The sequence below is a fragment of the Allorhizobium sonneratiae genome (assembly GCF_023700755.1).
Lineage (GTDB): Bacteria > Pseudomonadota > Alphaproteobacteria > Rhizobiales > Rhizobiaceae > Allorhizobium > Allorhizobium sonneratiae.
Genome location: NZ_JAMKOJ010000002.1, coordinates 325,207 through 348,264, shown reverse-complemented (window position 1 = coordinate 348,264; position 23,058 = coordinate 325,207). Strand labels below are relative to the sequence as shown.

The 23,058-nt window shown below is 58.7% G+C and carries 24 protein-coding genes; 10 read left to right on the top strand and 14 right to left on the bottom strand.

Features of this window, described 5'->3' with window-relative positions:
- Nucleotides 1–14 precede the first annotated feature (14 nt).
- Nucleotides 15–929 (bottom strand): pirin family protein, encoded by a 915-nt coding sequence (locus tag NAC44_RS04600; protein ID WP_250938264.1) that lies wholly within the window; start codon nt 927–929, stop codon nt 15–17.
- Between the two features lie 232 nt (nt 930–1,161).
- Here NAC44_RS04600 and NAC44_RS04595 point away from each other — a divergent pair, with 232 nt between their 5' ends.
- Complete coding sequence (locus tag NAC44_RS04595) at nt 1,162–1,983, top strand: class II glutamine amidotransferase (RefSeq protein WP_250938262.1); 822 nt, start codon at nt 1,162–1,164, stop codon at nt 1,981–1,983.
- Here the strand turns inward: NAC44_RS04595 and NAC44_RS04590 are convergent.
- Nucleotides 1,925–2,863, bottom strand: coding sequence for a LysR family transcriptional regulator (locus NAC44_RS04590; RefSeq protein WP_250938260.1), 939 nt, complete (start codon nt 2,861–2,863; stop codon nt 1,925–1,927). The genes NAC44_RS04595 and NAC44_RS04590 overlap by 59 nt on opposite strands.
- Before the next feature lie 95 nt (nt 2,864–2,958).
- Between NAC44_RS04590 and NAC44_RS04585 the strand changes: the two genes are divergently transcribed.
- Nucleotides 2,959–3,525, top strand: a complete 567-nt coding sequence (locus NAC44_RS04585) for a chromate transporter (protein ID WP_250938259.1) — start codon at nt 2,959–2,961, stop codon at nt 3,523–3,525.
- Nucleotides 3,522–4,043 carry a chromate transporter gene (locus NAC44_RS04580; protein WP_250938257.1) on the top strand — a complete coding sequence of 174 codons (522 nt, stop codon included), beginning with the start codon at nt 3,522–3,524 and terminating at the stop codon, nt 4,041–4,043. Before NAC44_RS04585 ends, NAC44_RS04580 begins: the two co-directional genes overlap by 4 nt.
- 1 nt (nt 4,044) lies before the next feature.
- Here NAC44_RS04580 and coaBC read toward each other — a convergent pair whose 3' ends face one another.
- The 6 genes from coaBC to ubiE form a co-directional block, all read right to left on the bottom strand.
- A complete protein-coding gene (coaBC, locus tag NAC44_RS04575; protein ID WP_250938255.1) occupies nt 4,045–5,274 on the bottom strand; it encodes a bifunctional phosphopantothenoylcysteine decarboxylase/phosphopantothenate--cysteine ligase CoaBC in 1,230 nt (409 codons plus the stop codon).
- 16 nt (nt 5,275–5,290) lie between these two features.
- Entirely contained in the window at nt 5,291–6,322 is a 1,032-nt protein-coding gene (locus NAC44_RS04570; RefSeq protein WP_250938253.1) for a sensor histidine kinase, read from the bottom strand.
- Nucleotides 6,323–6,339: 17 nt separating this feature from the next.
- Nucleotides 6,340–6,777 (bottom strand): response regulator, encoded by a 438-nt coding sequence (locus tag NAC44_RS04565; protein ID WP_250938251.1) that lies wholly within the window; start codon nt 6,775–6,777, stop codon nt 6,340–6,342.
- Between the two features lie 2 nt (nt 6,778–6,779).
- Nucleotides 6,780–8,267, bottom strand: coding sequence for a sensor histidine kinase (locus tag NAC44_RS04560; protein WP_250938249.1), 1,488 nt, complete (start codon nt 8,265–8,267; stop codon nt 6,780–6,782).
- Between the two features lie 65 nt (nt 8,268–8,332).
- Complete coding sequence (gene ubiB, locus NAC44_RS04555) at nt 8,333–9,904, bottom strand: 2-polyprenylphenol 6-hydroxylase (protein ID WP_250938247.1); 1,572 nt, start codon at nt 9,902–9,904, stop codon at nt 8,333–8,335.
- 66 nt (nt 9,905–9,970) lie between these two features.
- On the bottom strand, nt 9,971–10,747 hold the full coding sequence (ubiE, locus tag NAC44_RS04550) for a bifunctional demethylmenaquinone methyltransferase/2-methoxy-6-polyprenyl-1,4-benzoquinol methylase UbiE (protein WP_250938245.1): 777 nt from the start codon (nt 10,745–10,747) through the stop codon (nt 9,971–9,973).
- Between the two features lie 233 nt (nt 10,748–10,980).
- Between ubiE and mutM the strand changes: the two genes are divergently transcribed.
- From mutM to dnaA, 4 genes are all read left to right on the top strand, one after another.
- Nucleotides 10,981–11,874 carry a bifunctional DNA-formamidopyrimidine glycosylase/DNA-(apurinic or apyrimidinic site) lyase gene (gene mutM / locus NAC44_RS04545; RefSeq protein WP_250938243.1) on the top strand — a complete coding sequence of 298 codons (894 nt, stop codon included), beginning with the start codon at nt 10,981–10,983 and terminating at the stop codon, nt 11,872–11,874.
- Between the two features lie 216 nt (nt 11,875–12,090).
- A complete protein-coding gene (gene rpsT, locus NAC44_RS04540) occupies nt 12,091–12,357 on the top strand; it encodes a 30S ribosomal protein S20 (protein ID WP_250938241.1) in 267 nt (88 codons plus the stop codon).
- 796 nt (nt 12,358–13,153) lie between these two features.
- A complete protein-coding gene (locus tag NAC44_RS04535; RefSeq protein WP_250938239.1) occupies nt 13,154–13,336 on the top strand; it encodes a hypothetical protein in 183 nt (60 codons plus the stop codon).
- Nucleotides 13,337–13,500: 164 nt separating this feature from the next.
- Nucleotides 13,501–15,042, top strand: a complete 1,542-nt coding sequence (gene dnaA / locus NAC44_RS04530; protein ID WP_250938237.1) for a chromosomal replication initiator protein DnaA — start codon at nt 13,501–13,503, stop codon at nt 15,040–15,042.
- A 359-nt stretch (nt 15,043–15,401) separates the two neighbouring features.
- Here the strand turns inward: dnaA and gcvA are convergent, their stop codons facing one another.
- Nucleotides 15,402–16,316, bottom strand: a complete 915-nt coding sequence (gene gcvA, locus NAC44_RS04525; RefSeq protein WP_250938235.1) for a transcriptional regulator GcvA — start codon at nt 16,314–16,316, stop codon at nt 15,402–15,404.
- A gap of 168 nt (nt 16,317–16,484) precedes the next feature.
- On the opposite strand from gcvA, the gene NAC44_RS04520 reads away from it, so the two are divergent.
- On the top strand, nt 16,485–17,405 hold the full coding sequence (locus NAC44_RS04520; RefSeq protein WP_250938233.1) for a DMT family transporter: 921 nt from the start codon (nt 16,485–16,487) through the stop codon (nt 17,403–17,405).
- 21 nt (nt 17,406–17,426) lie between these two features.
- Here NAC44_RS04520 and hemW read toward each other — a convergent pair whose 3' ends face one another.
- The 4 genes from hemW to rph are packed head-to-tail and all read right to left on the bottom strand — an operon-like array spanning nt 17,427 to nt 20,455.
- Nucleotides 17,427–18,608, bottom strand: coding sequence for a radical SAM family heme chaperone HemW (gene hemW, locus NAC44_RS04515; RefSeq protein WP_250938231.1), 1,182 nt, complete (start codon nt 18,606–18,608; stop codon nt 17,427–17,429).
- 5 nt (nt 18,609–18,613) lie between these two features.
- Nucleotides 18,614–19,258, bottom strand: coding sequence for an RdgB/HAM1 family non-canonical purine NTP pyrophosphatase (gene rdgB, locus NAC44_RS04510; RefSeq protein ID WP_250938229.1), 645 nt, complete (start codon nt 19,256–19,258; stop codon nt 18,614–18,616).
- A 23-nt stretch (nt 19,259–19,281) separates the two neighbouring features.
- Entirely contained in the window at nt 19,282–19,725 is a 444-nt protein-coding gene (locus NAC44_RS04505; RefSeq protein ID WP_420839871.1) for a VOC family protein, read from the bottom strand.
- A 13-nt stretch (nt 19,726–19,738) separates the two neighbouring features.
- Nucleotides 19,739–20,455 carry a ribonuclease PH gene (gene rph / locus NAC44_RS04500; protein ID WP_250938217.1) on the bottom strand — a complete coding sequence of 239 codons (717 nt, stop codon included), beginning with the start codon at nt 20,453–20,455 and terminating at the stop codon, nt 19,739–19,741.
- 172 nt (nt 20,456–20,627) lie between these two features.
- On the opposite strand from rph, the gene hrcA reads away from it, so the two are divergent.
- A complete protein-coding gene (hrcA, locus tag NAC44_RS04495; protein WP_420839882.1) occupies nt 20,628–21,710 on the top strand; it encodes a heat-inducible transcriptional repressor HrcA in 1,083 nt (360 codons plus the stop codon).
- A 128-nt stretch (nt 21,711–21,838) separates the two neighbouring features.
- Nucleotides 21,839–22,462, top strand: a complete 624-nt coding sequence (gene grpE, locus NAC44_RS04490) for a nucleotide exchange factor GrpE (protein ID WP_250938195.1) — start codon at nt 21,839–21,841, stop codon at nt 22,460–22,462.
- A gap of 81 nt (nt 22,463–22,543) precedes the next feature.
- On the opposite strand, the gene ptsN is transcribed toward grpE, so the two are convergent.
- Nucleotides 22,544–23,008: a PTS IIA-like nitrogen regulatory protein PtsN gene (ptsN, locus tag NAC44_RS04485; RefSeq protein ID WP_250938193.1), complete on the bottom strand. Its 465-nt coding sequence runs from the start codon at nt 23,006–23,008 to the stop codon at nt 22,544–22,546.
- Between the last annotated feature and the right edge of the window lie 50 nt (nt 23,009–23,058).

Sequence of the window (23,058 nt, the reverse complement as noted above, 5' to 3'; positions counted from 1 at the left end):
CCGATGCTCTCGATTCAGGCGTCCGCCGGGCGGATGAAGGTGCCGTTCTGCAATTCGCGCATGGCCTGCATGAGCTCTTCGCGGGTGTTCATCACGATCGGCCCGTGCCAGGCGACCGGCTCGCGGATCGGCTTGCCGGAGACCAGAAGAAAGCGGATGCCGTCATCCCCGGCCTGCACGGTGATTTCGTCGCCGGTGTCGAACACCACCAGCGTGCGGTTGCCGGAGAGATCGCGGATATTCAGTTCCTCGCCCTGAAACTCCTTTTCCACCCTGACGCCAAAGGGTTTCGAGGCATCGCGGAAGGTGCCGGAACCGGCGAAAATATAGGCGAAGGCCGAGCGGTAGGTATCGACCGGAATGGTCTTGCGCTTGCCCGGTGGCACCGAAATATCGAGATAGACCGGCTCGGCGGCAATGCCGTCCACCGGGCCGCTCTTGCCCCAGAAATCGCCGCTGATCACCCGCACAGCCGTGCCGTCGTCATCAATCACCACCGGAATATCGGCGGATTTGATGTCCTGATAGCGCGGTGCGGTCATTTTCAGGGAAGAGGGCAGGTTGGCCCAGAGCTGGAAACCGTGCATCTTGCCGGAAAAATCACCCTTGGGCATTTCCTGATGCATGATACCGCGCCCGGCCGTCATCCACTGGATGTCACCGGCGCCAAGCAGGCCCTGATTGCCGAGGCTATCGCCGTGCTCCACCGTTCCGGCCAGAACATAGGTGATGGTTTCGATGCCGCGATGCGGATGCCAGGGAAAACCGCGCAGATAATCGGAGGGATTGTCGTTGCGGAAATCATCCATCATCAGGAAGGGATCGGTCATCGACGGATCGCCGAAGCCAAAGACGCGATGCAGTTTCACGCCCGCACCCTCCATGGTCGGCATGGCGCGGCTTTCGTGCTTGACGGGGCGAATGGACATGGGAAGCTCCTTTCGAGCTGAAACAGTTTTCCTGAATATAATCGGAGAATGGTCAGCCCAAAGAGCGGGAATGCGAACGCAGTGTTCACAAATATTATTTTGCGCCGCAAAATGTGATTGCCGCTTCCGTCAAGAATCTGACATAAAATATCTTAACTTCAGATTTCGTTCACTCTCTTGCCTCACCATTATACTGGCCGCGTCTGAAGGCGGCAGTGCGGAGCTTTATACCATGTGTCGTTGGGCAGCCTATCGGGGAGAACCGCTCTTTCTGGAAGAGCTGGTGTCGTCGCCCGCCCATTCGCTGATCGAGCAGTCCGTCTGTGCCACCCGCGCCAAAACCTCCACCAATGCCGATGGCTTCGGGCTCGCCTGGTATGGTGACCGGGAGGAGCCGGGACGGTTTCGCGATGTGTTGCCTGCCTGGTCGGATTGCAATCTGAAAAGCATTGCCCGCCAGATCCGCTCACCGCTGTTTCTGGCCCATGTGCGCGCCGCCACCCATGGCGCAACCCGGCGGGACAATTGCCATCCTTTCGTCCATGGTGCCTGGTCCTTCATGCATAACGGCCAGATCGATCATTTCGACCGCATCCGCCGCTCAATGGAGGCGATGCTGGATGACGAACATTTCAATGCCCGCACTGGCACGACCGATTCCGAACTTCTGTTTCTGCTGGCCATGCAATTCGGTATGAAGGAACGCCCGCTTGCGGCGATGAGCGAAGCGATCGGCTTTGTCGAGGACTTGAGCCGTCACATGGTGGGCGAAGCGAAAGTGCGCTTCACCGCCGCCTTCTCCGATGGCAAAACCCTTTATGCCGTGCGCTATTCCACCGATGCTTTTGCACCGACGCTTTATGCCGGGTCGATGGGAAACAAGGGCGGGACCTGTCTTGTATCCGAACCATTGACCGATGAAGCCGATGCCTGGATGGAAATTCCGCCTGCCAGTGGCCTCAAGCTCGGCGATAACGGCTTGACGGTCGTGCCCTTCACACCTGCATCCCGTCCCGATCTTGCCCATCCTCATCGTGCTCAGCCTGCCGCCTGACTTCGGCGACGAAGTTGCGTAAGGCCCCGCTTGCCGAAGGCTTTCGGCAGGCCAGATAAAGCGGCGCTTCGATGTTGCTGCCCTGATGAAAATCGCAATAGGCCACGCCCGAAGTTTCCAGACGTGCCATGGAACGCGGAATGATCGAGACCCCTAGCCCCGCCGCCACAAGGCTCAGCGTCGAGACGATTTTCGGCGTTTCCTGTTCCACCTTCGGGCTGAAGCCAGCTTTCTGACAGGCGGCGATGATCCTGTCGTAAAGGCCTTGTGCCGATAGCCTGCGGTAAAGAATAAAGGTCTCCTGCGCCAGATCGGCAAGATCGATACTGCTGGGTTTTGAGTGCGCCAGCACATGGGTATCCGGCAGGGCAAGAACCATCGGTTCCGAAGTGAGCGCTTCGACGTGAAAGCCGGCAAGCCGTTCCGAAGCAAAGCGGATGAAAACCGCATCCAGCCGTCCGGTCACAAGTGCTTCCTGCAATTCATCAGTAGACCCTTCCTCCAGCCGCAGCCCAAGATCGGGCGCGCTCTGGCGCAGCGCCCGAACCACACGGGCGACCAGTGGATGAAAGGCGGCGGAACTGGTGAAGCCGATAGCAAGCAGCCCGGTTTCGCCGCGTGCTGCCCGTCGGGCCGCATCCACCGCCTGATCGACATCGGCGATAATCTGGCGTGCCCGCACAAGGAAAGCCTCGCCCGCTTCGGTCAGGGCCATGCCGCGCGGCAGGCGGTGAAACAGCGGCGTGCCGACCATCTCCTCCAGATTACGGATCTGCTGGCTGAGCGGCGGCTGTTGCAGCCCGAGTTTTTCGGCAGCGCGGGTCATATGGCCGGTCTCGGCAACAGCAATGGCGTAACGAAGGTGGCGAAGTTCGATCATGCGATATCTTTATCATATGGAAAAGGCATTTTCCATATATTGGACATAGGCACGAGACAGGCGTATCGACATGGCATGCAATAAGGACAAGAACAATGTCAGATGCTCTTCCTCTCGATCTGTCCGCGGAAATCCATCCCGGACCGGCTGCACTTTTCTCCGGCTTCCTCAGCCTTGGCCTGATGGGGTTTGGCGGCGTTCTGCCGATGGCGCGGCGGATGCTGGTTGAAGAAAAGCGCTGGCTTTCACCAGAGGCATTTACCGATCTTTTGGGGCTGTGCCAGTTTCTGCCTGGCGGCAACATCATCAATCTGTCGGTTGCTGTCGGCCTGCGCTTTGCCGGATGGCGCGGTGCGCTTGCCGCCATGAGCGGACTGATTGCGGCTCCGACGGCGGTCGTGCTCTGTCTCGGCGTGTTGTATGACCGTTATCATGATCTCAGTGTCGTGCAGCATCTGTTTGCCGGTCTGGCAGCGGCGGTGGCCGGTCTTCTGATCGCCACGGCTTACAAAATGGCACGGCCGCTGATCAGAAAGCCGCATGCGGTTCTCGTCATGCTGATCTGTTTCGGCGCCATTGCGCTCCTGCGCCTGCCGATGATCGTGACGCTGCTGGTGCTTGCGCCCTTCTCCATCCTGCTGAGCTGGAGGGCTTCGAAATGAGCCCTTTGCTTGTCTCTCTGGCGGTTGTCTTTGCCGAACTGTCTCTGATGGCCTTTGGCGGCGGCAATGCCATCTTGCCGGAAATGCAGCGCCGAGTGGTCGATGTGCACCACTGGTTGAGCGCCAGCGAGTTCAGCGCGCTCTTTGCGCTGGCGCAGGCCGCACCCGGTCCCAATATGATGGTCGTTCCACTGATTGGCTGGCATATCGCCGGCCTGTCCGGTCTGATCGTGACGTCAATTGCCAAATTCGGTCCGTCTTCACTGATCACGGCGGGTGCGCTGACCCTTTGGGACCGTTACAAGGATAAGCCCTGGCGCAAGATCGTTATGGGCGGGCTGCAGCCCATGACGGCCGGTCTTGTCGCCGCCAGTGCCGCCATCATCACCCATGCCTCGGTCACAAGCCTGTTGCTCGCAGCCGTGACAGCCGCTTCCGCCGCTCTGATGATCGCCACGCGGCTTCATCCGCTTGTCGTTCTGGCCGCTGGCGCGGTGATCGGCATGGTGTTGTTGTAAGTCAGGTTTTTGCCAGAAACATCTCGGCCATGCGCAGGGCAAGCTTTTCGGCCACCTGATCCTTGGTCATGTCCGGCCAGTGTTCGACGCGGTCGGCAAAGATCAGGCTGACGCTGTTCTGCGTGCCGCCCATAATGCCGGTGGCGGGCGAGACGTCGTTGGCGACGATCAGATCAGCGCCTTTGCGCGCGAGTTTCGTCTTACCGTTTTCCTCGACATTGCGGGTCTCGGCGGCAAAGCCCACCACCAGTGAAGGTCGCTCTGGATGATGACCGACCTCTTTGAGAATGTCGGGATTTTCAACCATCTGAAGCGTGGGGGCGGCATCGCCGGGCTGTTTCTTGATCTTGTGCTCTGACGCTGTGGCCACCCGCCAGTCGGCGACGGCAGCGACCATCACCGCCAGATCGGCGGGAAAGGTAGCCAGCACCGCCTGGCGCATCTCCTCTGCCGTCTCGACATGGATGGTTTTCACCCCATGCGGATCGGCAAGCGTGACGGGTCCGGAGACCAGCGTGACCTCTGCGCCGAGACGGGCAAGGGCGCTGGCAATCGCATGCCCCTGACGGCCAGAGGAACGGTTGGCGATATAGCGCACCGGATCGATGGGTTCATGGGTTGGCCCGGAGGTGACGATGGCGGTCTTGCCGGAAAGCGGTTTTTCCGCAGGCGTGAGGAGCGCTTCAATGGCAGCGACGATCTCCAGCGGTTCGGCCATGCGGCCAAGACCGCTTTCGCCCTTTTCCGCCATTTCACCCGCCATCGGCCCGATGAACGTGAGGCCATCGGCTTTCAAGGTTGCGACATTGCGCTTCGTTGCCGGATGCGCCCACATTTTCGGGTTCATCGCCGGGGCGATCAGAACCGGGCGATCGGCCGCCAGAAGCACGGTGGAGGCCAGATCGTCCGCCAGCCCGTTGGCCATTTTCGCCATGAGATCGGCAGTCGCGGGCGCCACGACGATCAGATCGCATTCCCGCGCCAGTCTGATATGACCGACATCCTGCTCATCCTCGCGCGAAAACAGCTCTGTATAGACATGAGAGGCAGACAGGGCGCCAACGGCCAGCGGCGTGATGAAGTGCTGGGCAGCAGCCGTCATTACCGGTCGCACCTCGGCCCCCCGTTCCTTGAGCCGCCGGATGAGATCGAGGCTTTTATAGGCGGCAATGCCGCCGCTGATGATCAGCAGAATCCGTTTGCCGTGAAGGCTTTTGGTCTCAAGGCTCATGACGCGCCCTTTCCGCTTATCCGAGCGTGATCGGCACGCGGGCAAGGGTGCCGTGGCCGGTTTCATCATAGCTCAAACCATCTCCGAGCGACGCAGCCATGGATTTGATGATCCGGCTGCCAAGCCCGGTTCCCTTCGGCGCTGCCGCCGGATTGATGCCGACGCCGTCATCCTCCACCGTCAGAAGTGCCCGGTCTTCTGCCACCTGTTTCAGCCGCACGCGGATTTCGCCGTCCGAGCGTTCCGGATAGGCATATTTGAAGGCATTGGTGACGAGTTCGGTGACGATCATGCCGATCGACACGGCCCGGTCGGATTTCAGCACGATGGGATCGGCCTCGACCCGCACATCGATCTTCTTTTCCGGATTGGCAAGCGAACTGGCCAGCTCGTTCACCAGATGGGCGGTATAGATGTTGAGATCGACGCGGCTGACATCATGGGAGGTGTAAAGGCTGCGATGCATACCGGCAATTGCGGTGATCCGTGCCTGGGTTTCGGCAAGCTCAGCCTTGATCTCATCATTGCGGGCATTGGCGATCTGCAGCCGGATCAGGCTTGCCACCAGCGCCAGACTGTTGGCGACACGATGATTGACTTCGGCCAGCAATGCTTCAGCGCGTTCCTTGCCCAGCCGGATTTCTTCTTCCGCGCGCGCCTTTTCCGCTCGCAGACGGGCATTGTCCACCGATTGCTCGATGGCGCTGGTCAGAAGCGGCAGGAAATCCCCGTCCACCGTCTTGATCACATAGTCGGATGCGCCGGCCTTGATGGCATCAATGGCCACCTGCGCTTCGTTCGACCCGGTGACATAGACGACCGGCAAGGTCACGCCTTCGCCTCTCAGCCGCGCCAGCACGTCGTGGCCGGTCATGGCCTGGAGATAGTGGTCGAGGACAATGGCATCGAAACGGTCCTCAGCCAGCAGGGCAAGTGCGCTGTCGAGGTCTTCGGCATGAATAACGGAATGCCCGTTGCGCCCGAGGGCCTTCTGCACGAGGCGCACGATCGCCGGATCATCGTCGAGGTAAAGAACGCGGACATTCATGGCTGACGACACGAAATTCAGGAAATTTGCATGACGGAGAAAAACAGGCCGAGCTGCCGGATCGCATGGGCGAAATTCTCATAATCGACCGGCTTGGTGATATAGACATTGGCGCCGAGATCGTAGCAGCGCTGGATTTCGCGCTCGTCATCGGTGGTGGTGAGAATGACGACCGGCAGGCGGCGCGTATGCGGATTGTTCTTCACCTTCTCCAGAATATCGGTGCCGGACATGTCTGGAAGGTTGAGATCGAGCAGGATCAGAAGATAGCGCTCGGACGAGACCTCACCGGAGCGGTCCGGTCCCAGAATATAATCCAGCGCTGAATTGCCGTCGGTAAAAGGCAGGATTTCGTTGTTCACGCCGGCGCGGCGCACATTCTTTTCGATCAGACGGGCATGCCCCTCATCATCCTCGACCATGACAATGGTGACTTCGCGGCCAACAGCTTTCATACTCAACTCCTTACCAGTTTAGAAAGGTCTCGCGGAAACCGCAGGATGAAGGTTGAGCCGACACCCAGTTCCGATCGAACTGTGATTTCTCCACCCAGGTTTCGCACCAGAGAGCGTACATGAGCAAGTCCTATCCCTTCGCCAACCTGATTTTGTTGGCCTGAACGGCGAAAAAGTTCAAAAATACGCTCGTGGTCTTCCTTGGCAATGCCGCGGCCATTGTCTGCAATCTCTATCCTGACGAAATGCCGCCCTTCGGCAGTGGCCGTGACGCCAAGTTGCAGGGGTCTGTCATGTGACTTGTACTTGATAGCATTATCGAAAAGATTTCCAAGGATTTGTTCGAGCGAAAGCCGGTCCGAGATGATGGTGAGGTCGCCAGCCTCGATCAGGGTTTCACCGCCATTGTCGCTGATCTGATGGTGAACGCTGGCGGCGGTTGCTTCGATGGCCTCTTTCAGCTCGAAAGGTTCCGGTTTCAATTGCCGGCGTCCGTCGCGGGAAATCTTCAAAATGGCATTGATCAGTCCGTCCATCTTGCGGGTGGACGAGCGGATGAAATCGATGGCTTCCGGCAGGTCTTCGGCAGCAGCCAGCCGGGCATCCTCGATATCCTGGGGCGAAAGGTCCTTGCCATCGGCCAGAACATAGGTCTGAAGCGCCTTGAGAGCGGTTTCCAGCTCGGCGGTAAAACCCATGATATTCACCAGCGGTGCGCGCAGATCGTGGGTGATGATATAGGCGAAACGCTGGATTTCCTGATTGGCCTGAATGAGATCTTCCGTGCGCTCCTGCACCCGTTCCTCCAGCCCCTGATTGAGGTCCTCCACCTCCCGTCGGGCGCGGGACAAATCCTTCACATGGTCGAGAACGATGAGGATTGCTCCACCGACAACGGCGAGAATGGCAAGGGCAACCCCCAGCCCGAACCAGGTCAGCATGGTGTTGACCGCAAGCTGCCGGGTAATCGCCTCATTCATCTTGCGGTCGGAAATGTCGCGGATATGGTCGAGAATGGCCCGGTTTTGATCCATCAATTTTTTGCCATAGCCGCTGCGCACCTCCGTGAGTGCGTCGGCGACCTCGCCGTTATTGGCCATGACGATGGTTTTAGCCAGTTCCTCAAGCTTGGCGTGAACCAGATTTTTCAACCCCGTCATTTCAGCCTTGCGCTCGTCCTGCGGCGGCGTGATGGCAATCAGCGCCTCCATCTGGGCGGAGACCTCCTTGATCGCTTCCTTGTAGGGCGTCAGATAGGCGGTATCCAGGGTCAGAAGAAAACCGCGCTGGCCGGTTTCGGCATTGGTCAGGGTCTGCATCAGATCAGCGCTGGTGCGGCGAATGGCCTGTTCAGTGACGACGGCATTGAAGGTGGTTCGGGTCTTGTCGACCATCCAGAGCGAAGACCCGATCAGTCCGAGCAGCAGAAGACAGCCAAGGCCCAGCATGACAAGGCTGGAGCGGACGAAATTCCGGTTGGTGGCAGGCATGGTCTTATCCCCCTTGTCTCGGAACCTATGTGAGAAGACCCGTCAGGCTGTCCTGAAAAGGCCCCTCACACATGCAGGGCAATGGCCAGCAGGCTGAGCGCGATGACCCAGAGCGCCAGCCGTCCGCTGCGGCTGTGGCGCGCTTCGGCTTTGCCGATGGCCTCTGCCGTTTCAGCATCGAAGCGCAGGCCGTGCTCGCTCATATGCATCAATTCGCTGTGCAGTTTCTCGGTCTTGGCGGCAATGTCGGGCAGGGCTTCGGCCACGCGCAAAGCGGCCTTGACGCCATCCTGCACATCGACCAGCAGGCGTTTCGGGCCAAGATTGTCCCTTATCCAGCTGGCGACGACCGGTTCGGACGCTTTCCACATGTTGAAGCGCGGATTGAGCATGCGCGAGACACCCTCCACAACCACCATGGTTTTTTGCAGCATGACCAGTTCGGGCCGCGTCGCCATGTCGAAGAGTTCCGTCACCTCGAACAGCAGCGTCAGAAGCCTTGCCATGGAAATGGTTTCGGCGGGCTGGCCGTGGATCGGCTCGACAATGGCGCGGATGGCCTGAGCGAAGCTGGCGACATTCTGGTGTGAGGGTACATAACCCGCCTCAAAATGCACCTCTGCCACCCGCATATAGTCGCGGGTGATGAAGCCATAGAGAATTTCCGCCAGAAACCGCCGCTCTTTCTTGCCGATCCGACCGCTGATGCCCATGTCGACGGCGACGATGACACCCTTTGCATCGACGAAGAGATTGCCGGGATGCATGTCGGCATGGAAAAAGCCGTCGCGCAGCGTGTGGCGCAGGAAGGATTGCATCAGCGTATCGGCCAGCGCATCGAGATCGTGACCGGCGGCTTTCAGCCCCTCGACATCCGACATCTTGACGCCGTCGATCCATTCCATGGTCAAGACGTCGCGACCGGTGCGCTCCCAGTCCACCTCCGGCACACGGAAACCCGGATCCTTGCTTGTGTTTTCCGCAAGTTCCGACAGGGCGGCGGCTTCGAGCCTCAGATCCATTTCCAGCTTGGTGGTCTGTTCCAGCGCCTTCGTCACCTCGACCGGCTTCAGCCGGCGCATATGCGGCAGAAACAGGTCCTGCAGCCGCGCAACCAGATACATGACTTCAATATCGCCGGCAAAACGGCGGCGCACGCCGGGCCGGATGACCTTCACCGCCACCTTGCGCGCTCCCGACGGCGTGTCGACCTGACAGGGATGGACCTGGGCAATGGAGGCGGCGGCGATCGGTGCACCGAAGGACGTGTAGAGCGCATCGACCGGGCGACCGAGCGAATTCTGGATGGCGCTCTTTGCGTCTTCCATCGGGAAAAAGGTCATACGGTCCTGCAGACCGGTCAGATCGGCGGCAAGCTCCGCCCCCACCACATCCGGACGGGTGGCGAGGAACTGGCCGATCTTGACATAGGAGGGCCCGAGCCGCTCGACCGCGCGCGACAGGCGGTCGGATCGGACCGAGCTTATCTTTCGCTTGCGCTCGAGAAGACTGAGGGCGGATTTCACCATCACGGCCGCCGGTGGCAGGCCGTCCGTCGGCAGGGCCGAAATCACCCCTTCACGAAGCAGAATCCACCCGACCTTGACCAGCCGGAGATAAGCGCTGAACGTACTCATGAAACCTCATCGAACCGCGGTCACACGCCGCATCGCCACGATTGGACCGCAGCCTCTACCCTGTCGTCAGATTTTCCAGCCGGAATGCAGCGCCACAATGCCGCCGGTGTAATTGGTATAGGCCACTCTGGAAAAGCCTGCGGTCTCCACCATCCGGGCAAAATCCTTTTGATTGGGAAACTTTCGGATCGATTCCACCAGATACTGATAGGGTTCGCCATCGCCGGTGATCATTTGGCCAAATTTCGGAATGGCCTTGAACGACCACTGGTCGTAAACCTCGTCGAGAACGGGAAGCTGCACCTCGGAAAATTCCAGGACCAGCAGACGTCCGCCGCGTTTGAGCACGCGGAAAGCCTCCGACAGCGCCGTATCGATGCGCGGTACATTGCGGATGCCGAAGGCGACCGTATAGGCATCGAAACTGTTGTCCTCGAAGGGTAGCGCTTCGGCATTGGCTTCGACAAAGGTCACATTGTCGCTCAGCCTCTTCTTGGCTGCGCGTTCTTCGCCGACCTGAAGCATCGAGGCATTGATGTCGAGCACGGTCACATGTGCCTGACGCTTCGAGGCTTCGACGATGCGGAAGGCGATATCGCCTGTGCCGCCTGCCACATCCAGGACTTTGTAGCTCGGGTTTTTCGACGGATGAAGCGCTGCCACCATGGCATCCTTCCACAGACGATGCATGCCCGCCGACATCACGTCGTTCATGATGTCGTAGCGCTTGGCCACCTTGTGAAACACCTCGTTGACGAGGCCCTGTTTTTCACCTTCCGCGACATCGCGAAAACCATAGGATGTTTCCATGCCGCCTTCGGCCAGGGTCCGGCTTGCCGTCATCGTTTCACTCCATCTGCCTCGTGTCTGCTGCAACGCCCGTTCGTGCCGGGAACTGCCTTTTGACTGGTCTGTACAAAGGGTCCGCAGGAAAGGGTCGTTCGCACCCGCGGGACGTGGGGTCGATCAAACCTTTGGCCTGGCCGATCCAGCTTCTATATAGAAGCAGAACGTCACCGGTCGAGACAGTCCATAGACCATCCTGACCGGCGCCGAAACAAAAACATGGAGATATCATGCCGGAATTGCCAGAGGTGGAGACGGTCCGACGCGGACTGGCGCCCGTGATGGAGGCAGGCCTTATCGAAAGGCTTGAACTCAGGCGCGCAGACCTGCGCTTTCCCTTGCCCGAAGGGCTGGCCGGGCGGGTGGCGGGGCGGCGGATCGTCGCATTGTCGCGCCGGGCCAAATATCTGCTGATCGATCTGGACGATGGTTTTTCCATCCTCTCCCATCTCGGCATGTCCGGCTCCTATCGGGTCGAGGCCGGGGGCGATGCCCGACAGCCCGGCCAGTTTCACATGGCCCGCTCGCGTGACGAAAAACACGATCATGTCATTTTTCACCTTGTGGCCGCAAACGGAAGGCCGGTGCGGGTGATCTATAACGACCCGCGCCGTTTTGGCTTCATGGATATTCTGGAGCGGCGCGTCATGCAGGAGCATCCGGCACTGGGCGGGCTCGGGCCGGAGCCTGTCGGAAATGGGTTCGATGCCGCTTATCTCGCAGGACGCTTTAAAAGCAAGGCGCAACCCCTGAAAGCCGCCTTGCTCGATCAGCGCACAATAGCAGGCCTCGGCAATATCTATGTCTGTGAGGCCCTGTGGCGGGCGGGCCTTTCGCCGCAAACGCCGGCAGGAATGCTGGTCGGCAAGGCGGGCGAACCACTGCCGGCGCTGGTGCTGCTGTCCGATGCCATTCGCGCCGTCATCGATGAGGCCATTGCCGCCGGCGGATCGACTTTGCGCGATCATATCCGCGCCGATGGCAGCCTTGGCTATTTCCAGCACAGTTTCAATGTCTATGACCGGGAAGGGCAGGATTGCCGCACGCCCGGCTGCACAGGAAAGGTGGAGCGTATCCTCCAGTCGGGTCGTTCCACCTTTCATTGCGCACGCTGCCAGAGATGACAAAGCGGCAAAGTCGACCCATGCCATGCAATAAAGCACGAGAACGGCGTTGACGGCGGCGATCTTTCCGGTTATAGCACCGCCCACAGTTAGGAAAGCTTATGGCTTTTGTCCGATTGCTCCCTTGATTGTCGGCCGTGATCACCTGCATAGGCGGGTGGGAACGACGCTGCGACACGAGTGGGGTCAGGTCAGAACAGATTGAGAGAGACATAAATGGCCAATACGACTTCGGCTAAAAAAGCGACCCGCAAGATCGCTCGCCGCACTGAAATCAACAAGAGCCGCCGTTCGCGCGTGCGCAACTTCGTGCGTAAGGTCGAAGAAGCCATCGCATCAGGCGATGCTGCCGCTGCTGCTGAAGCCTTGAAGGTAGCTCAGCCTGAGTTGCATCGCGCAGCTTCAAAGGGTGTCATGCATCTGAACACTGTATCGCGTAAAATTTCCCGCCTTGCCGGTCGGGTTAAGGCCCTGGCAGCCTGATTTTCGTCATAAATTCGGTTTTTTTATAAAGCCTGGCAGGTGTGCCGGGCTTTTTATGATTCTGGTCCGCCTGAATGCGCAATAGAGAAAACTTGCCGTTCAATGTCATCTGCGTGACGGGAAAATTCCATTGATTTCAATGGCATGTGCGAGGATCGTATCCTTGCGGCCCCTTTCCTTTACGGCAGGCGGCCCGGAAAGAGAGTCAAGTTATTTTTTTATTTTTTGCACTTTTGCCCTCTTCCCCAGAGGTCGCGTCACAAACTCCTTGATTCAAAAGCATTTCTTTTTTGGCGTTTTAGGCTGTGGAAGCTTGCCTTGCAGAGTCAATGGCGGGCTCTTAATTTTAGGTAAAATTCATTGTTGATCTCCGCCTCCGATCCTGACTAAATGGTTTTCAAGAGAGGCGAGGGCAGTGACCCTTTTCGAGAAAACTGAGTTTAAAAAAACGGTTTTTCAGAAGTGTCTTCTCCCAGGCGGAACGATCTGTTCCGTTTTCTCACACATTTGATTTGAGTTGCGTCCATTTTCGTTTTGCGAAAGTGGTGACTTGATTTTTGTCTGCCATTTCCCCGGAAATGGTGTCGAGCCTTGAACGGAAACGAGAGGAGACCGGAAAGACAGCCGCCTTTCATGTACGAGGATGACAGGTGTGCTGACAGGAATGTGTGTCATATTTTGGCACGATGCTGGGCATATGTGACCTGATGATCACCTCAGCGGTTTGATTGGGCCGATTTTGCCGGAAAGATGGCGTTGCGCCACGTATCTGGCAAAAGGAATCCGGGGACAGGGCATGTCGCGTGTCGGTATGTTGCTTTCCTGGTTTAAGGTGTTGGATCTTGCTGCAGGTGATGGGAACACGGACGGGGGCGTCTGGGTAACTGTTGGCATTTTGGTTGAGGATTTCGGTAAGCCGTTTTCCGAAAGATCAAAGGCTTTGGCGAGCTTGAAGAAAAGTCTGTCCAATTCCTGGTGAATCTGGCGACTTTCAGCCTGACAGTCACTTTATCGGGTTGCAGGGCTTTGATGGTCTGGAACGGACGCTGCTGACGGGTGGCGGGTGTCGTTCCCTGAGAGAAATAAATTGTCGGCCACGAATGATCGATGGCCGGCCGGGATTGAAGATTGGAAGGCGGCGATATGCATATGACGATGGTAACGGCGAATTCAGCGGCCAATGGGGATGGGCAGCTCGCCAGTGATGAGGCCATTGGCCATGAAAGCGAGGGGGCTGAAATCCGGCATGACGCATTGTTTGAGCGGTTCTGCGTTCTGTTGAAGGCTCAGGTCGGGCCCGATGTGTTTGCCAGCTGGTTTGGACGTCTGAAACTGCATTCGGCATCGAAAAGTGTTGTACGCCTGTCCGTTCCGACAACCTTCCTCAAGTCCTGGATCAACAATCGTTATCTCGATCTGATCACCTCGATTTTTCAGGGCGAAAACCCGGATATTCTCAAGGTTGAGATTCTGGTGCGCAGCGCCAGCCGCAATGTGCGCGCAGCAGATGACCGTGGTCAGGCCGTTGAGGCTTCTGCCGCATCGACGGCAAAGCGGTCTGTGCCGTCCAGTGCCCAGCAGGTGGCCTCGGTGCTGCCGACCGTTTCTGCCCCGCAAAAAACCGCCAGCGTTCAGGGTCCGCTGTTCGGATCGCCGCTGGATAGCCGTTTCACCTTTGACGGTTTCATCGAAGGCTCGTCGAACCGTGTGGCCGTTGCCGCCGCCAAGACCATTGCCGAGGCCGGTGCTGGCGCAGTGCGCTTCAATCCGCTCTTCATCCATTCCTCCGTTGGTCTGGGCAAGACCCATCTGTTGCAGGCCATTGCCAATGCGGCGATCAATAGCCCGCGGGCGCCGCGTGTCGTCTATCTGACGGCGGAATATTTCATGTGGCGCTTTGCCACGGCCATTCGTGACAATGACGCGCTTTCGCTCAAGGATTCGCTGCGCAATATCGATCTTCTGATCATCGACGATATGCAGTTTCTGCAGGGTAAGACCATCCAGCATGAATTCTGCCATCTGCTGAACATGCTGCTCGACAGCGCCAAGCAGGTCGTCGTGGCTGCTGACCGCGCGCCCTGGGAGCTGGAATCGCTCGATCAGCGCGTTCGCTCGCGTCTGCAGGGCGGTGTCGCCATCGAAATGGAAGCGCCCGATTACGAGATGCGCCTCGATATGCTGAAATCGCGTCTGGAGGCCGCGCGCAAGGACGATCCTTCGCTGGATATTCCGGTGGAGATTCTCGCTCATGTGGCGCGCAATGTCGCCAGCAGTGGTCGTGATCTGGAAGGGGCTTTCAATCAGCTGGTGTTCCGGCGCTCCTTTGAGGCCAATCTGACCATCGACCGCGTCGATGAATTGCTGGCCCATCTCGTCGGAGCATCCGATCAGAAGCGGGTGCGCATTGAGGATATCCAGCGTATCGTCGCCCGCCACTATAATGTGTCGCGTCAGGAACTGGTGTCGAACCGGCGCACCCGCGTTATCGTCAAGCCGCGACAGATCGCCATGTATCTGTCGAAGACCATGACGCCGCGCTCCTTCCCGGAAATCGGTCGCCGTTTCGGTGGGCGCGATCACACCACGGTATTGCATGCTGTGCGCAAGATCGAGGAACTGATTTCCGGAGATCAGAAGCTGTCGCAGGAAATCGAACTGCTGCGCCGTCTGATCAACGAATGATCCTGCTGGAGCGTTTCCGGTGATACTGGAAACGCTCTAGAGCATCGACCGAAACGTGGGAACAGGTTTTCGGTAAAATCCGGTGTATCAACAAACTCTAAAGCACGTTGCGGCTTATCAGCCTCACGCAACGTGCTTTAAGTCTTTGTTTTGCCGCATATACGTTATCGTTTCATTGAGGACAATGAAACGCGACATGCTTTAGAGCGTCGGATCCCAACCGATTTTCGATCCGATGCTCTATGAACCTGACAGTCTCAATGTGTTTGCTGAAATGCTCTGGTCAACCTGCCGATAGCAACTGCATGGTGCATTTTATCAAACGCAGCATGTTGCGGCGGGTTTGCGTGAGATATGACTTACATCTCGTTTGGCTCTGGCGGCTGCGGAGCAGAGGCTTCGGCCATGAGCCAGTCCCTGACCTGTCGTGTTGCGGTTCTCTGCAAAGATGTTGCTGGATAGGCAAGGTAATAGGCCATCTGGCTTCTATGGGATGCTGGAAAGGGTGCGATAAGACGCTTTTCTCGGAGGTCGTGCTCAATAAAACTGCTCCGCATCAAGGCAAAGCCCAAACCGGCACGCGCAGCCTCCAGTGCACCATTGCTGTCTGGGGCAATCACCGGCCCCTGTTTCCAATGCGCAGGTTTCAGTCCATTTGCTTCCAGCCATAGACGCCAATCTTCACGGCTCACATCATGGATGAGGGTGTGGTGCTGCAATTGCTCAGGCCGGGCCGGGTTGCCGAGTGTCCGGGCCAGATCGGGACTGCAAACGACCAGCATATCGTCATCCACCAGCCGTTCCGACACAAGTCCCTTCCAGACGCCCAGACCATGGCGCACGGCAAGGTCGATACCGTCTCTGTCGAAATCCACCAGACGGCCCGTTGTGCCGATGCGCAGATCGATCTCCGGGTGCCGGAGGTTGAATTGCTCCAGTCGTGGCAGCAGCCATTGGATGGCAAAGCCCGTGGTGCAGCTCAACACAACGATTTCCTGGCGATTGCCGGCTTTGATGGCTGCGGTTGCCTCCTGCATCAGACGGAAGGCGATCCGCAGGGACGCAAAATAGTCATGGCCCTCGCGCGTCAGTTCAAGGGAACGGGGCTGGCGAAGAAAGAGTGTGAGACCGAGAAACGCTTCCAATGTCTTGATCTGCAGGCTTACGGCACCAGCGGTGACATGCAGTTCTTCAGCGGCTTTTTTCATGCTTCCATGCCGTGCTGACGCCTCAAAGGCCCGAAGTGCGGAGAGAGGAGGAAGGACAGAATTCATGCTTTAGAAAAACTCAATGCCGAGCAGAGAATTACTCGTTTGTTCAAGCGTTGAAAAAGAAATAGCACAGAAAAAGTCAACATGAAATGGAGCGCGCGAGCAACCGAAAAACGGGTGGCGTCTCCATCAATCCCTCTGTCGTTTTGAGGGAAACCTCGGAGATGTGCTATGGCGACAAAACAAATGACGACAGCGGAATGGGCAATGCTGGTGTTGCTTTCGCTGCTATGGGGTGGGTCTTTTCTGTTTATCGGCATTCTGGTCAAGGTCTGGCCGCCTTTGACCATTGTTCTGGCGCGCGTCAGCCTTGCTGCAATTGCTCTCTGGCTGATCGTCCGGCTCAAAGGCATGGAAGTGCCACGTTCGCCGCAGATATGGCTGGCCTTTCTCGGCATGGGGCTGTTGAACAACGCCATCCCCTTCACCCTGATCGTCTGGGGGCAGACCCATATTGCGGCAGGGCTTGCGGCGATTTTCAATGCGACGACACCGCTCTTCGGTGTGGTGCTGGCCCATTATCTGACGGCAGATGAAAAGCTCACGGCCAACCGCCTTGCCGGGGTGCTGATTGGCTTTTCTGGCGTGGTGGTGATGATCGGCCCGGCTGTCGTCCAGCATATGGGCAGTTCGCTGGCCGGGGAGCTGGCTGTATTGGCAGCGGCGGTTTCCTATGCCTTTGCCGGTCTTTACGGACGCCGTTTTCGCCGCATGGGCTTGCCGCCGCTTTTGCCGGCGGCCGGTCAGGTCACGACTTCGGCCATCCTGTTGGCTCCCGTTACGCTCCTGCTCGAGCATCCTTTCAGCCTGCCCATGCCGGGTCTTGAAACCCTTGGCGCGATTGCCGGTCTGGCGCTGCTCTCGACGGCCATCGGCTATACGCTCTATTTCCGCATTCTTGAAACGGCGGGTGCCACCAATCTCATGCTGGTCACCATTCTGATCCCGCCAAGCGCCCTTTTTCTCGGTGCGCTGGTCCTTGGCGAACAGGTCGCGCCACGCCATCTCGTCGGCATGGTTCTGATCGCTCTCGGACTTCTCGCAATTGACGGGCGGCTCTGGCGGCGCCTGCGTGGTGTGGCAAGCACCTGATGTCTGTCAGAGACGGTGCCGTCAGGAGGCGAGATCAGCGACCACGGCATCCAGCACCAGCATGCCCTTCGGGGTGCAGCGCAGACGGGAATTGCCCAGCCGTTCGATAAAACCGTGTTCCAGTAAAAACCGCTCGCGCTCGGGGTCGGGATCGCGCCCGGACAAGTCCTGCCAGCGGGCAAGATCGACGCCTTCACGCAGGCGAAGGCCCATCAACAGCAGCTCATCAGCCTGTTCGTCGCGGTCCAGAAGTTCCTGATCCACCATGCCGTGGCGGTTTTTCTCCACCTCGTCCAGCCAGGTTTCGGGATGGCGTTCGGTGGCGGTGGCAAGCTTGCCCTGTCCCGTTGTCAGCCGCCCATGCGCGCCGGGGCCGATACCGGCATAATCGCCATAGCGCCAATAGGTCAGGTTATGGCGGCTTTCTGCGCCGGGGCGGGCATGGTTGGATACTTCATAGGCAGGCAGGCCCTGAGCGGCGGTTATCGCCTGCGTGGCCTCGTAAAGCTCGGCAGCGCGGTCTTCATCCGGCGTGATGATCTTGCCTGCCTTGTGCAGTCCGTAAAATGGCGTGCCTTCCTCGATGGTCAACTGGTAGAGCGACAAATGATCGGCCGCATGGGAAATGGCCTGGTTCAGCTCTGCCTCCCAGTCTTTCACTGTCTGGTCGGGCCGGGCATAGATCAGATCGAAGGACATGCGCGGGAAAATCTCCCGTGCCAGTTTCACCGCTTTCAACGCATCCTCGACCGAATGAAGACGGCCGAGAAATTTCAGGTCGCGATCATTCAGCGCCTGAACGCCAAGCGAAACCCGGTTGACGCCGGCGGCCCGATAGCCGCGAAAGCGTTCGGCCTCGACGCTGGTCGGATTGGCCTCCATGGTGATTTCAATGCCGCGCGGAACCGTCCAGAAACGGGCAATACCATCCAGGATCGCGCCCACAGTGGCCGGGTCCATCAGCGAGGGCGTGCCGCCACCGAGAAAAATGCTGGTCACGGTTTTCGGCCCGCTCAAAGCGCGCATTTCCTCCATTTCGGTGAGGAAAGCAGCGGTAAACCGTGGCTGGTCTATGCCCTGGTGCCGGACATGGCTGTTGAAATCACAATAGGGGCATTTGGCCGCGCAAAACGGCCAGTGAATGTAAACGCCAAAGCCGGGCTCGCCGGTATCGGGAAGAAGAAGCGCGGTCGGCTCGGCCATGGGGGTCAGGCCGCCAGACAGGTTTCGACGAAGAGCTTGAAGGCGCGGGCGCGATGCGACAGCGCTTGAGGCTCGCCGGGTTTCCAGCCATGTTTTTCTTGTGCCGTCATTTCCCCGAAGGTGCGGTCATGCCCTTCCGGTGCGAAGATCGGGTCATAGCCGAAGCCGGACGTGCCGCGCGGTTCGGGCGCAATCACGCCTTCGATCTCGCCGCGGAAAAATTCCGTATGGCCATCCGGCCAGGCCAGACACAGCACGCTGACGAAACGGGCGGTTCGGGCCTCCGGCGTCAGCGCAGCCTTGTCCTGAAGCGCTTTCTCCACCTTGTTCATGGCCATGACGAAATCGCGGCTGCCATCTGCGCGCTCGGCCCAGTTGGCGGTGTAGACGCCGGGCGCTCCATCCAGAGCATCGATCACCAGGCCGGAATCGTCCGACAGCGCCGGAAGGCCGGAGGCTTTGGCCGAGGCGAGCGCCTTGATTGCGGCATTGTCCTCAAATGTCGTGCCGGTTTCTTCCGGTTCGATAAAATTCAGCTCACGGGCCGATTTGGCGGAAAAGCCGAAGGGGCCGATCAGATCGGCGATTTCGGCGATCTTGCCCTCATTATGGCTGGCGACGACGATGGTTCTGGTGTCGAGTCTGCGCATGGTCCGTCCCCTGTCCTAAGGCCTTATGCTTCGTCCGTGTCGATGCCCCACAGGCGTTTTTGAGAAAATTCGACGCTATTGCCGGCCGGGTCACGCACATAGAGCGAGCGTGCGCCGTTCGGCCAGAAAAAATCGGCCTCGATGGCAATGCCAGCGGCTTTCAGCCGCTCGGCAAGGGTGTCCATATCCGCTTCAGCCACGCAAAAACAGATGTGACCCTGACCTTTGGCACCATGGGATGGCACAGGCAGCGCACCGGCGGGCGCGGGCTTGACCGTTTCCGCCGGATTGAAGATCAGCACCATGCCCTCACCGCAACGGTAAAACACATGGCGATGATCTTCCCGCCGCACTTTTGTCAGGCCGATCACGCCGCCATAAAAGCCCTCTGCCGCATCGAGATCGGCGGCATAAAGGGCCGTTTCCAGAACGGTTTCAACCGGCAGCGACTGGGAGGCAGGGGACATGGCGTGTCTTCCTTCAGGCGATTGCCTGTTTCTGCATGGTCACCAGATCGGCAATTCCGTTGCGGGCAAGGCCGAGCAGGGTGAGGAATTCTTCCTCGCTGAACGGCTTGCCTTCCGCCGTACCCTGAATTTCGACAATGCCGCCTTGGCCGGTCATGACGAAATTGGCATCGGTTTCGGCAGACGAATCCTCCAGATAATCGAGATCGATCACCGGCTGGCTGGCGAAGATCCCGCAGGAAATCGCGGCGACATGGTCTTTGAGCACGCGCTCGACCTTGACCATATTGCGGCTTTCCATCCATTTCAGGCAATCATGAAGGGCAATCCATGCGCCGGTGATCGAGGCGGTGCGGGTGCCGCCATCGGCCTGGATCACGTCGCAGTCGAGCGTGATCTGCCGCTCGCCCAAGGCTTCGAGATCGACGACGGCGCGCAGCGAACGGCCGATCAGACGCTGGATTTCCTGGGTGCGTCCGCCCTGCTTGCCGGAAGCGGCCTCACGCTTCATCCGCTCGCCGGTGGCGCGCGGCAACATGCCGTATTCGGCTGTCACCCAGCCCTTGCCGCTGTTGCGCAGCCATGGTGGGGTCTTTTCTTCAAGGCTTGCCGTGCACAGAACATGGGTGTCGCCGAATTTCACCAGACAGGAGCCTTCCGCATGTCTGGAAAAATTGCGCTCGAATGTCACCTTACGCATCTGATCGGTTTTTCTGCCGGACGGCCGCATGACTGTCTTCCTTCCTCTGTTTAATGGCCTTCTAAGGGGCGCGTCGCGCTTTTGCAAAGGAAAAGGCGGATTTATGGACAGGAATGCGCCCGGCTGCTGCTGAAAAGCCGTTGTTATCGCCTTGGCACCGATTATATTATCCAAGGGATAAAACGCTTTGTGAAGGAGCATGATGGGCAAGGACGCGATCAGGGCAGGTGACGCCGCCGCTTCTCTGGATGAGCGGTCCCGGGAAATATTCCGCCGCATCGTCGAAACCTATCTGGAATCGGGTGAGCCGCTCGGCTCGCGCAATCTGTCGCGCATCCTGCCCATGCCGCTGTCTCCGGCTTCCGTGCGCAATGTGATGAGCGATCTGGAAGAGCTGGGACTGATCTATTCGCCGCATGTCAGCGCTGGTCGCCTGCCCACCCAGACGGGCCTTCGGTTTTTCGTCGATGCCTTCATGCAGGTCGGCAGGCTGTCGGAAGAAGAGCGCGGCTCGATCGAGCGGCAGATGCGCTCGTCCGAGGATCAGCCGGTGGAAACGCTTTACAATGAAGCGAGCCGGATGCTTTCCGGCCTGTCGCGCGGTGCAGGTCTGGTGATTGCCGCCAAATCCGATCCCGTGCTCAAGCATGTGGAATTCATCCGTCTGGAGCCGGCCAAGGCGCTGGCTGTGCTGGTGGGTGAGCATAATCAGGTTGAAAACCGAATCATCAATCTGCCCGCAGGCGTCACCGCCTCGCAATTGACGGAAGCCGCCAATTTCCTCAATGCCCATCTGACCGGCCAGACCATTCAGGATCTGCGCAAGGATCTGGAAAAGCTGAAACAGGCGGTCGCGGGAGAACTGGATGTGCTCTCGCGCGACTTGGTTGAGCGCGGTCTTGCCGTCTGGTCCGGGGAGGGCGATGACAAGCCGACGCGGCTCATCGTGCGCGGGCGGGCCAATCTTCTCGAAGGGTTGGCGGGCGAGGACGATATCGATCGCCTGCGTCTGTTGTTCGACGATCTGGAGCGTAAGGAAAGTCTGATCGAAATTCTCGATCTGGCTGAAAGCGGGCCGGGGGTCAGGATTTTCATCGGCTCGGAAAACAAGCTGTTTTCGCTCTCGGGTTCGTCGCTGATTGTTGCACCCTATCGGGATGGTGACGATCGCATCGTCGGAGCTGTCGGCGTGATTGGTCCGACCCGGCTCAATTATTCCCGTATTGTTCCCATGGTCGATTATACCGCCCAGATCATGGCCAAGCTGACGCGGAGCGGCCATTGAGGTGTGTATGGGAACCGGTGGCAGGTCGAGTGTGGCAAAACCACCGATGAAATTGCCCGGAAGACTTGATTTTTCAGTGCCGAACGCTGATATCGGGCACGAACGAAACCATCATTCCGGAGAACGTCATGACCGACGATACCAACAGGAACGGACCTGACGCAGCCGTTGAGACTGAGACGGGCGCTGAAGTTCAAGGCGAAAAGGCTGCTGCCGAGACCCGGCAGGAAACCCCGGCGGAGCCTGATCCTCTGGAGGCGCTGAAGGCTGAAAACGCCGAGATCCGTGATCGCTTCCTGCGGCTTGCCGCTGAAATGGACAATCTGCGCCGCCGCACCGAACGCGATGTCAAGGATGCGAAAACCTATGCCGTGACGGCCTTTGCCCGTGACATGCTCGCCGTATCGGACAATCTGCGCCGCGCCATCGAGGCCGTTCCCGCCGAGGCGCGTGACGCTGCCGAAGCCGGTCTTGCTGCCCTGATCGAGGGTGTCGAAATGACCGAGCGCGCCATGCTGTCGGCGCTGGAACGTCACGGTGTGAAGAAGATCGAGCCGGAAGGGCAGAAATTCGATCCGAATTTCCATCAGGCCATGTTTGAAATTCCCAACACCGAGGTGGCGAACAACACGGTGCTTCAGGTGGTGCAGGCCGGTTACACCATTGGCGACCGGGTCTTGCGTCCGGCCATGGTCGGCGTCGCCAAGGGTGGCCCGAAAGCTGAGACCGCAACGGAAGCCAAGGCTGAGTGAAACTATTATCTTTGCCGTCAATCTGAAAAACCCTTCCTGTCAGGCGACAGGAAGGGTTTTTTGCAGGAAAGCGAAAGCCTGTCAGGCAGCGTCGGAGGTCTGGTCGCTGTTGAGAAAGGTATAAAGGGCGGTGGCGGAATCGCTGGCACGCAGTTTCGCCACCAGATCCTGATCGCGCAGCACGCGGGCAATGCGTGACAGCGCCTTGAGATGGTCTGCACCCGCCCCTTCGGGCGCAAGCAGCAGAAAGACCAGATCGACCGGCTGCTCATCCAGCGCCTCGAAGTCGATCGGTGCATCCAGACGGGCAAAGACGCCCTGAATTTTCGTGATGGCGTTCAGCTTGCCATGCGGAATGGCAATGCCGTTGCCGACACCGGTGGAGCCCAGCTTTTCCCGTTGCAGGATGACGTCGAAAATGTCCTTTTCAGCAATGCCGGTCATTTTCGCGGCACGCTGGGCGAGTTCCTGCAGCAACTGTTTCTTTGAATTGATTTTCAAGGCGGGGATGATTGCATCCTGTTGCAGGAGATCTGCCAATGCCATTTCAAAATCCTTTATACCGCCTGGTCTGTGTGCATCAGGGCGGCGGATGG

What these genes read in the sequence shown, in the direction of transcription:
- NAC44_RS04590 (WP_250938260.1), bottom strand. Translation starts at nt 2,863, where the DNA reads ATGATCGAACTTCGCCACCTTCGTTACGCCATTGCTGTTGCCGAGACC.
- hrcA (WP_420839882.1), top strand. Translation starts at nt 20,628, where the DNA reads ATGGGCAAGGACGCGATCAGGGCAGGTGACGCCGCCGCTTCTCTGGAT.
- gcvA (WP_250938235.1), bottom strand. Translation starts at nt 16,316, where the DNA reads ATGAATTCTGTCCTTCCTCCTCTCTCCGCACTTCGGGCCTTTGAGGCG.
- ptsN (WP_250938193.1), bottom strand. Translation starts at nt 23,008, where the DNA reads ATGGCATTGGCAGATCTCCTGCAACAGGATGCAATCATCCCCGCCTTG.
- dnaA (WP_250938237.1), top strand. Translation starts at nt 13,501, where the DNA reads ATGCATATGACGATGGTAACGGCGAATTCAGCGGCCAATGGGGATGGG.
- hemW (WP_250938231.1), bottom strand. Translation starts at nt 18,608, where the DNA reads ATGGCCGAGCCGACCGCGCTTCTTCTTCCCGATACCGGCGAGCCCGGC.
- rph (WP_250938217.1), bottom strand. Translation starts at nt 20,455, where the DNA reads ATGCGGCCGTCCGGCAGAAAAACCGATCAGATGCGTAAGGTGACATTC.
- ubiE (WP_250938245.1), bottom strand. Translation starts at nt 10,747, where the DNA reads ATGACGGCAAGCCGGACCCTGGCCGAAGGCGGCATGGAAACATCCTAT.
- NAC44_RS04600 (WP_250938264.1), bottom strand. Translation starts at nt 929, where the DNA reads ATGTCCATTCGCCCCGTCAAGCACGAAAGCCGCGCCATGCCGACCATG.
- coaBC (WP_250938255.1), bottom strand. Translation starts at nt 5,274, where the DNA reads ATGAGCCTTGAGACCAAAAGCCTTCACGGCAAACGGATTCTGCTGATC.
- NAC44_RS04520 (WP_250938233.1), top strand. Translation starts at nt 16,485, where the DNA reads ATGGCGACAAAACAAATGACGACAGCGGAATGGGCAATGCTGGTGTTG.
- rpsT (WP_250938241.1), top strand. Translation starts at nt 12,091, where the DNA reads ATGGCCAATACGACTTCGGCTAAAAAAGCGACCCGCAAGATCGCTCGC.
- mutM (WP_250938243.1), top strand. Translation starts at nt 10,981, where the DNA reads ATGCCGGAATTGCCAGAGGTGGAGACGGTCCGACGCGGACTGGCGCCC.
- NAC44_RS04505 (WP_420839871.1), bottom strand. Translation starts at nt 19,725, where the DNA reads ATGTCCCCTGCCTCCCAGTCGCTGCCGGTTGAAACCGTTCTGGAAACG.
- grpE (WP_250938195.1), top strand. Translation starts at nt 21,839, where the DNA reads ATGACCGACGATACCAACAGGAACGGACCTGACGCAGCCGTTGAGACT.
- NAC44_RS04595 (WP_250938262.1), top strand. Translation starts at nt 1,162, where the DNA reads ATGTGTCGTTGGGCAGCCTATCGGGGAGAACCGCTCTTTCTGGAAGAG.
- NAC44_RS04585 (WP_250938259.1), top strand. Translation starts at nt 2,959, where the DNA reads ATGTCAGATGCTCTTCCTCTCGATCTGTCCGCGGAAATCCATCCCGGA.
- NAC44_RS04565 (WP_250938251.1), bottom strand. Translation starts at nt 6,777, where the DNA reads ATGAAAGCTGTTGGCCGCGAAGTCACCATTGTCATGGTCGAGGATGAT.
- ubiB (WP_250938247.1), bottom strand. Translation starts at nt 9,904, where the DNA reads ATGAGTACGTTCAGCGCTTATCTCCGGCTGGTCAAGGTCGGGTGGATT.
- NAC44_RS04560 (WP_250938249.1), bottom strand. Translation starts at nt 8,267, where the DNA reads ATGCCTGCCACCAACCGGAATTTCGTCCGCTCCAGCCTTGTCATGCTG.
- NAC44_RS04580 (WP_250938257.1), top strand. Translation starts at nt 3,522, where the DNA reads ATGAGCCCTTTGCTTGTCTCTCTGGCGGTTGTCTTTGCCGAACTGTCT.
- NAC44_RS04570 (WP_250938253.1), bottom strand. Translation starts at nt 6,322, where the DNA reads ATGAATGTCCGCGTTCTTTACCTCGACGATGATCCGGCGATCGTGCGC.
- NAC44_RS04535 (WP_250938239.1), top strand. Translation starts at nt 13,154, where the DNA reads ATGTCGCGTGTCGGTATGTTGCTTTCCTGGTTTAAGGTGTTGGATCTT.
- rdgB (WP_250938229.1), bottom strand. Translation starts at nt 19,258, where the DNA reads ATGCGCAGACTCGACACCAGAACCATCGTCGTCGCCAGCCATAATGAG.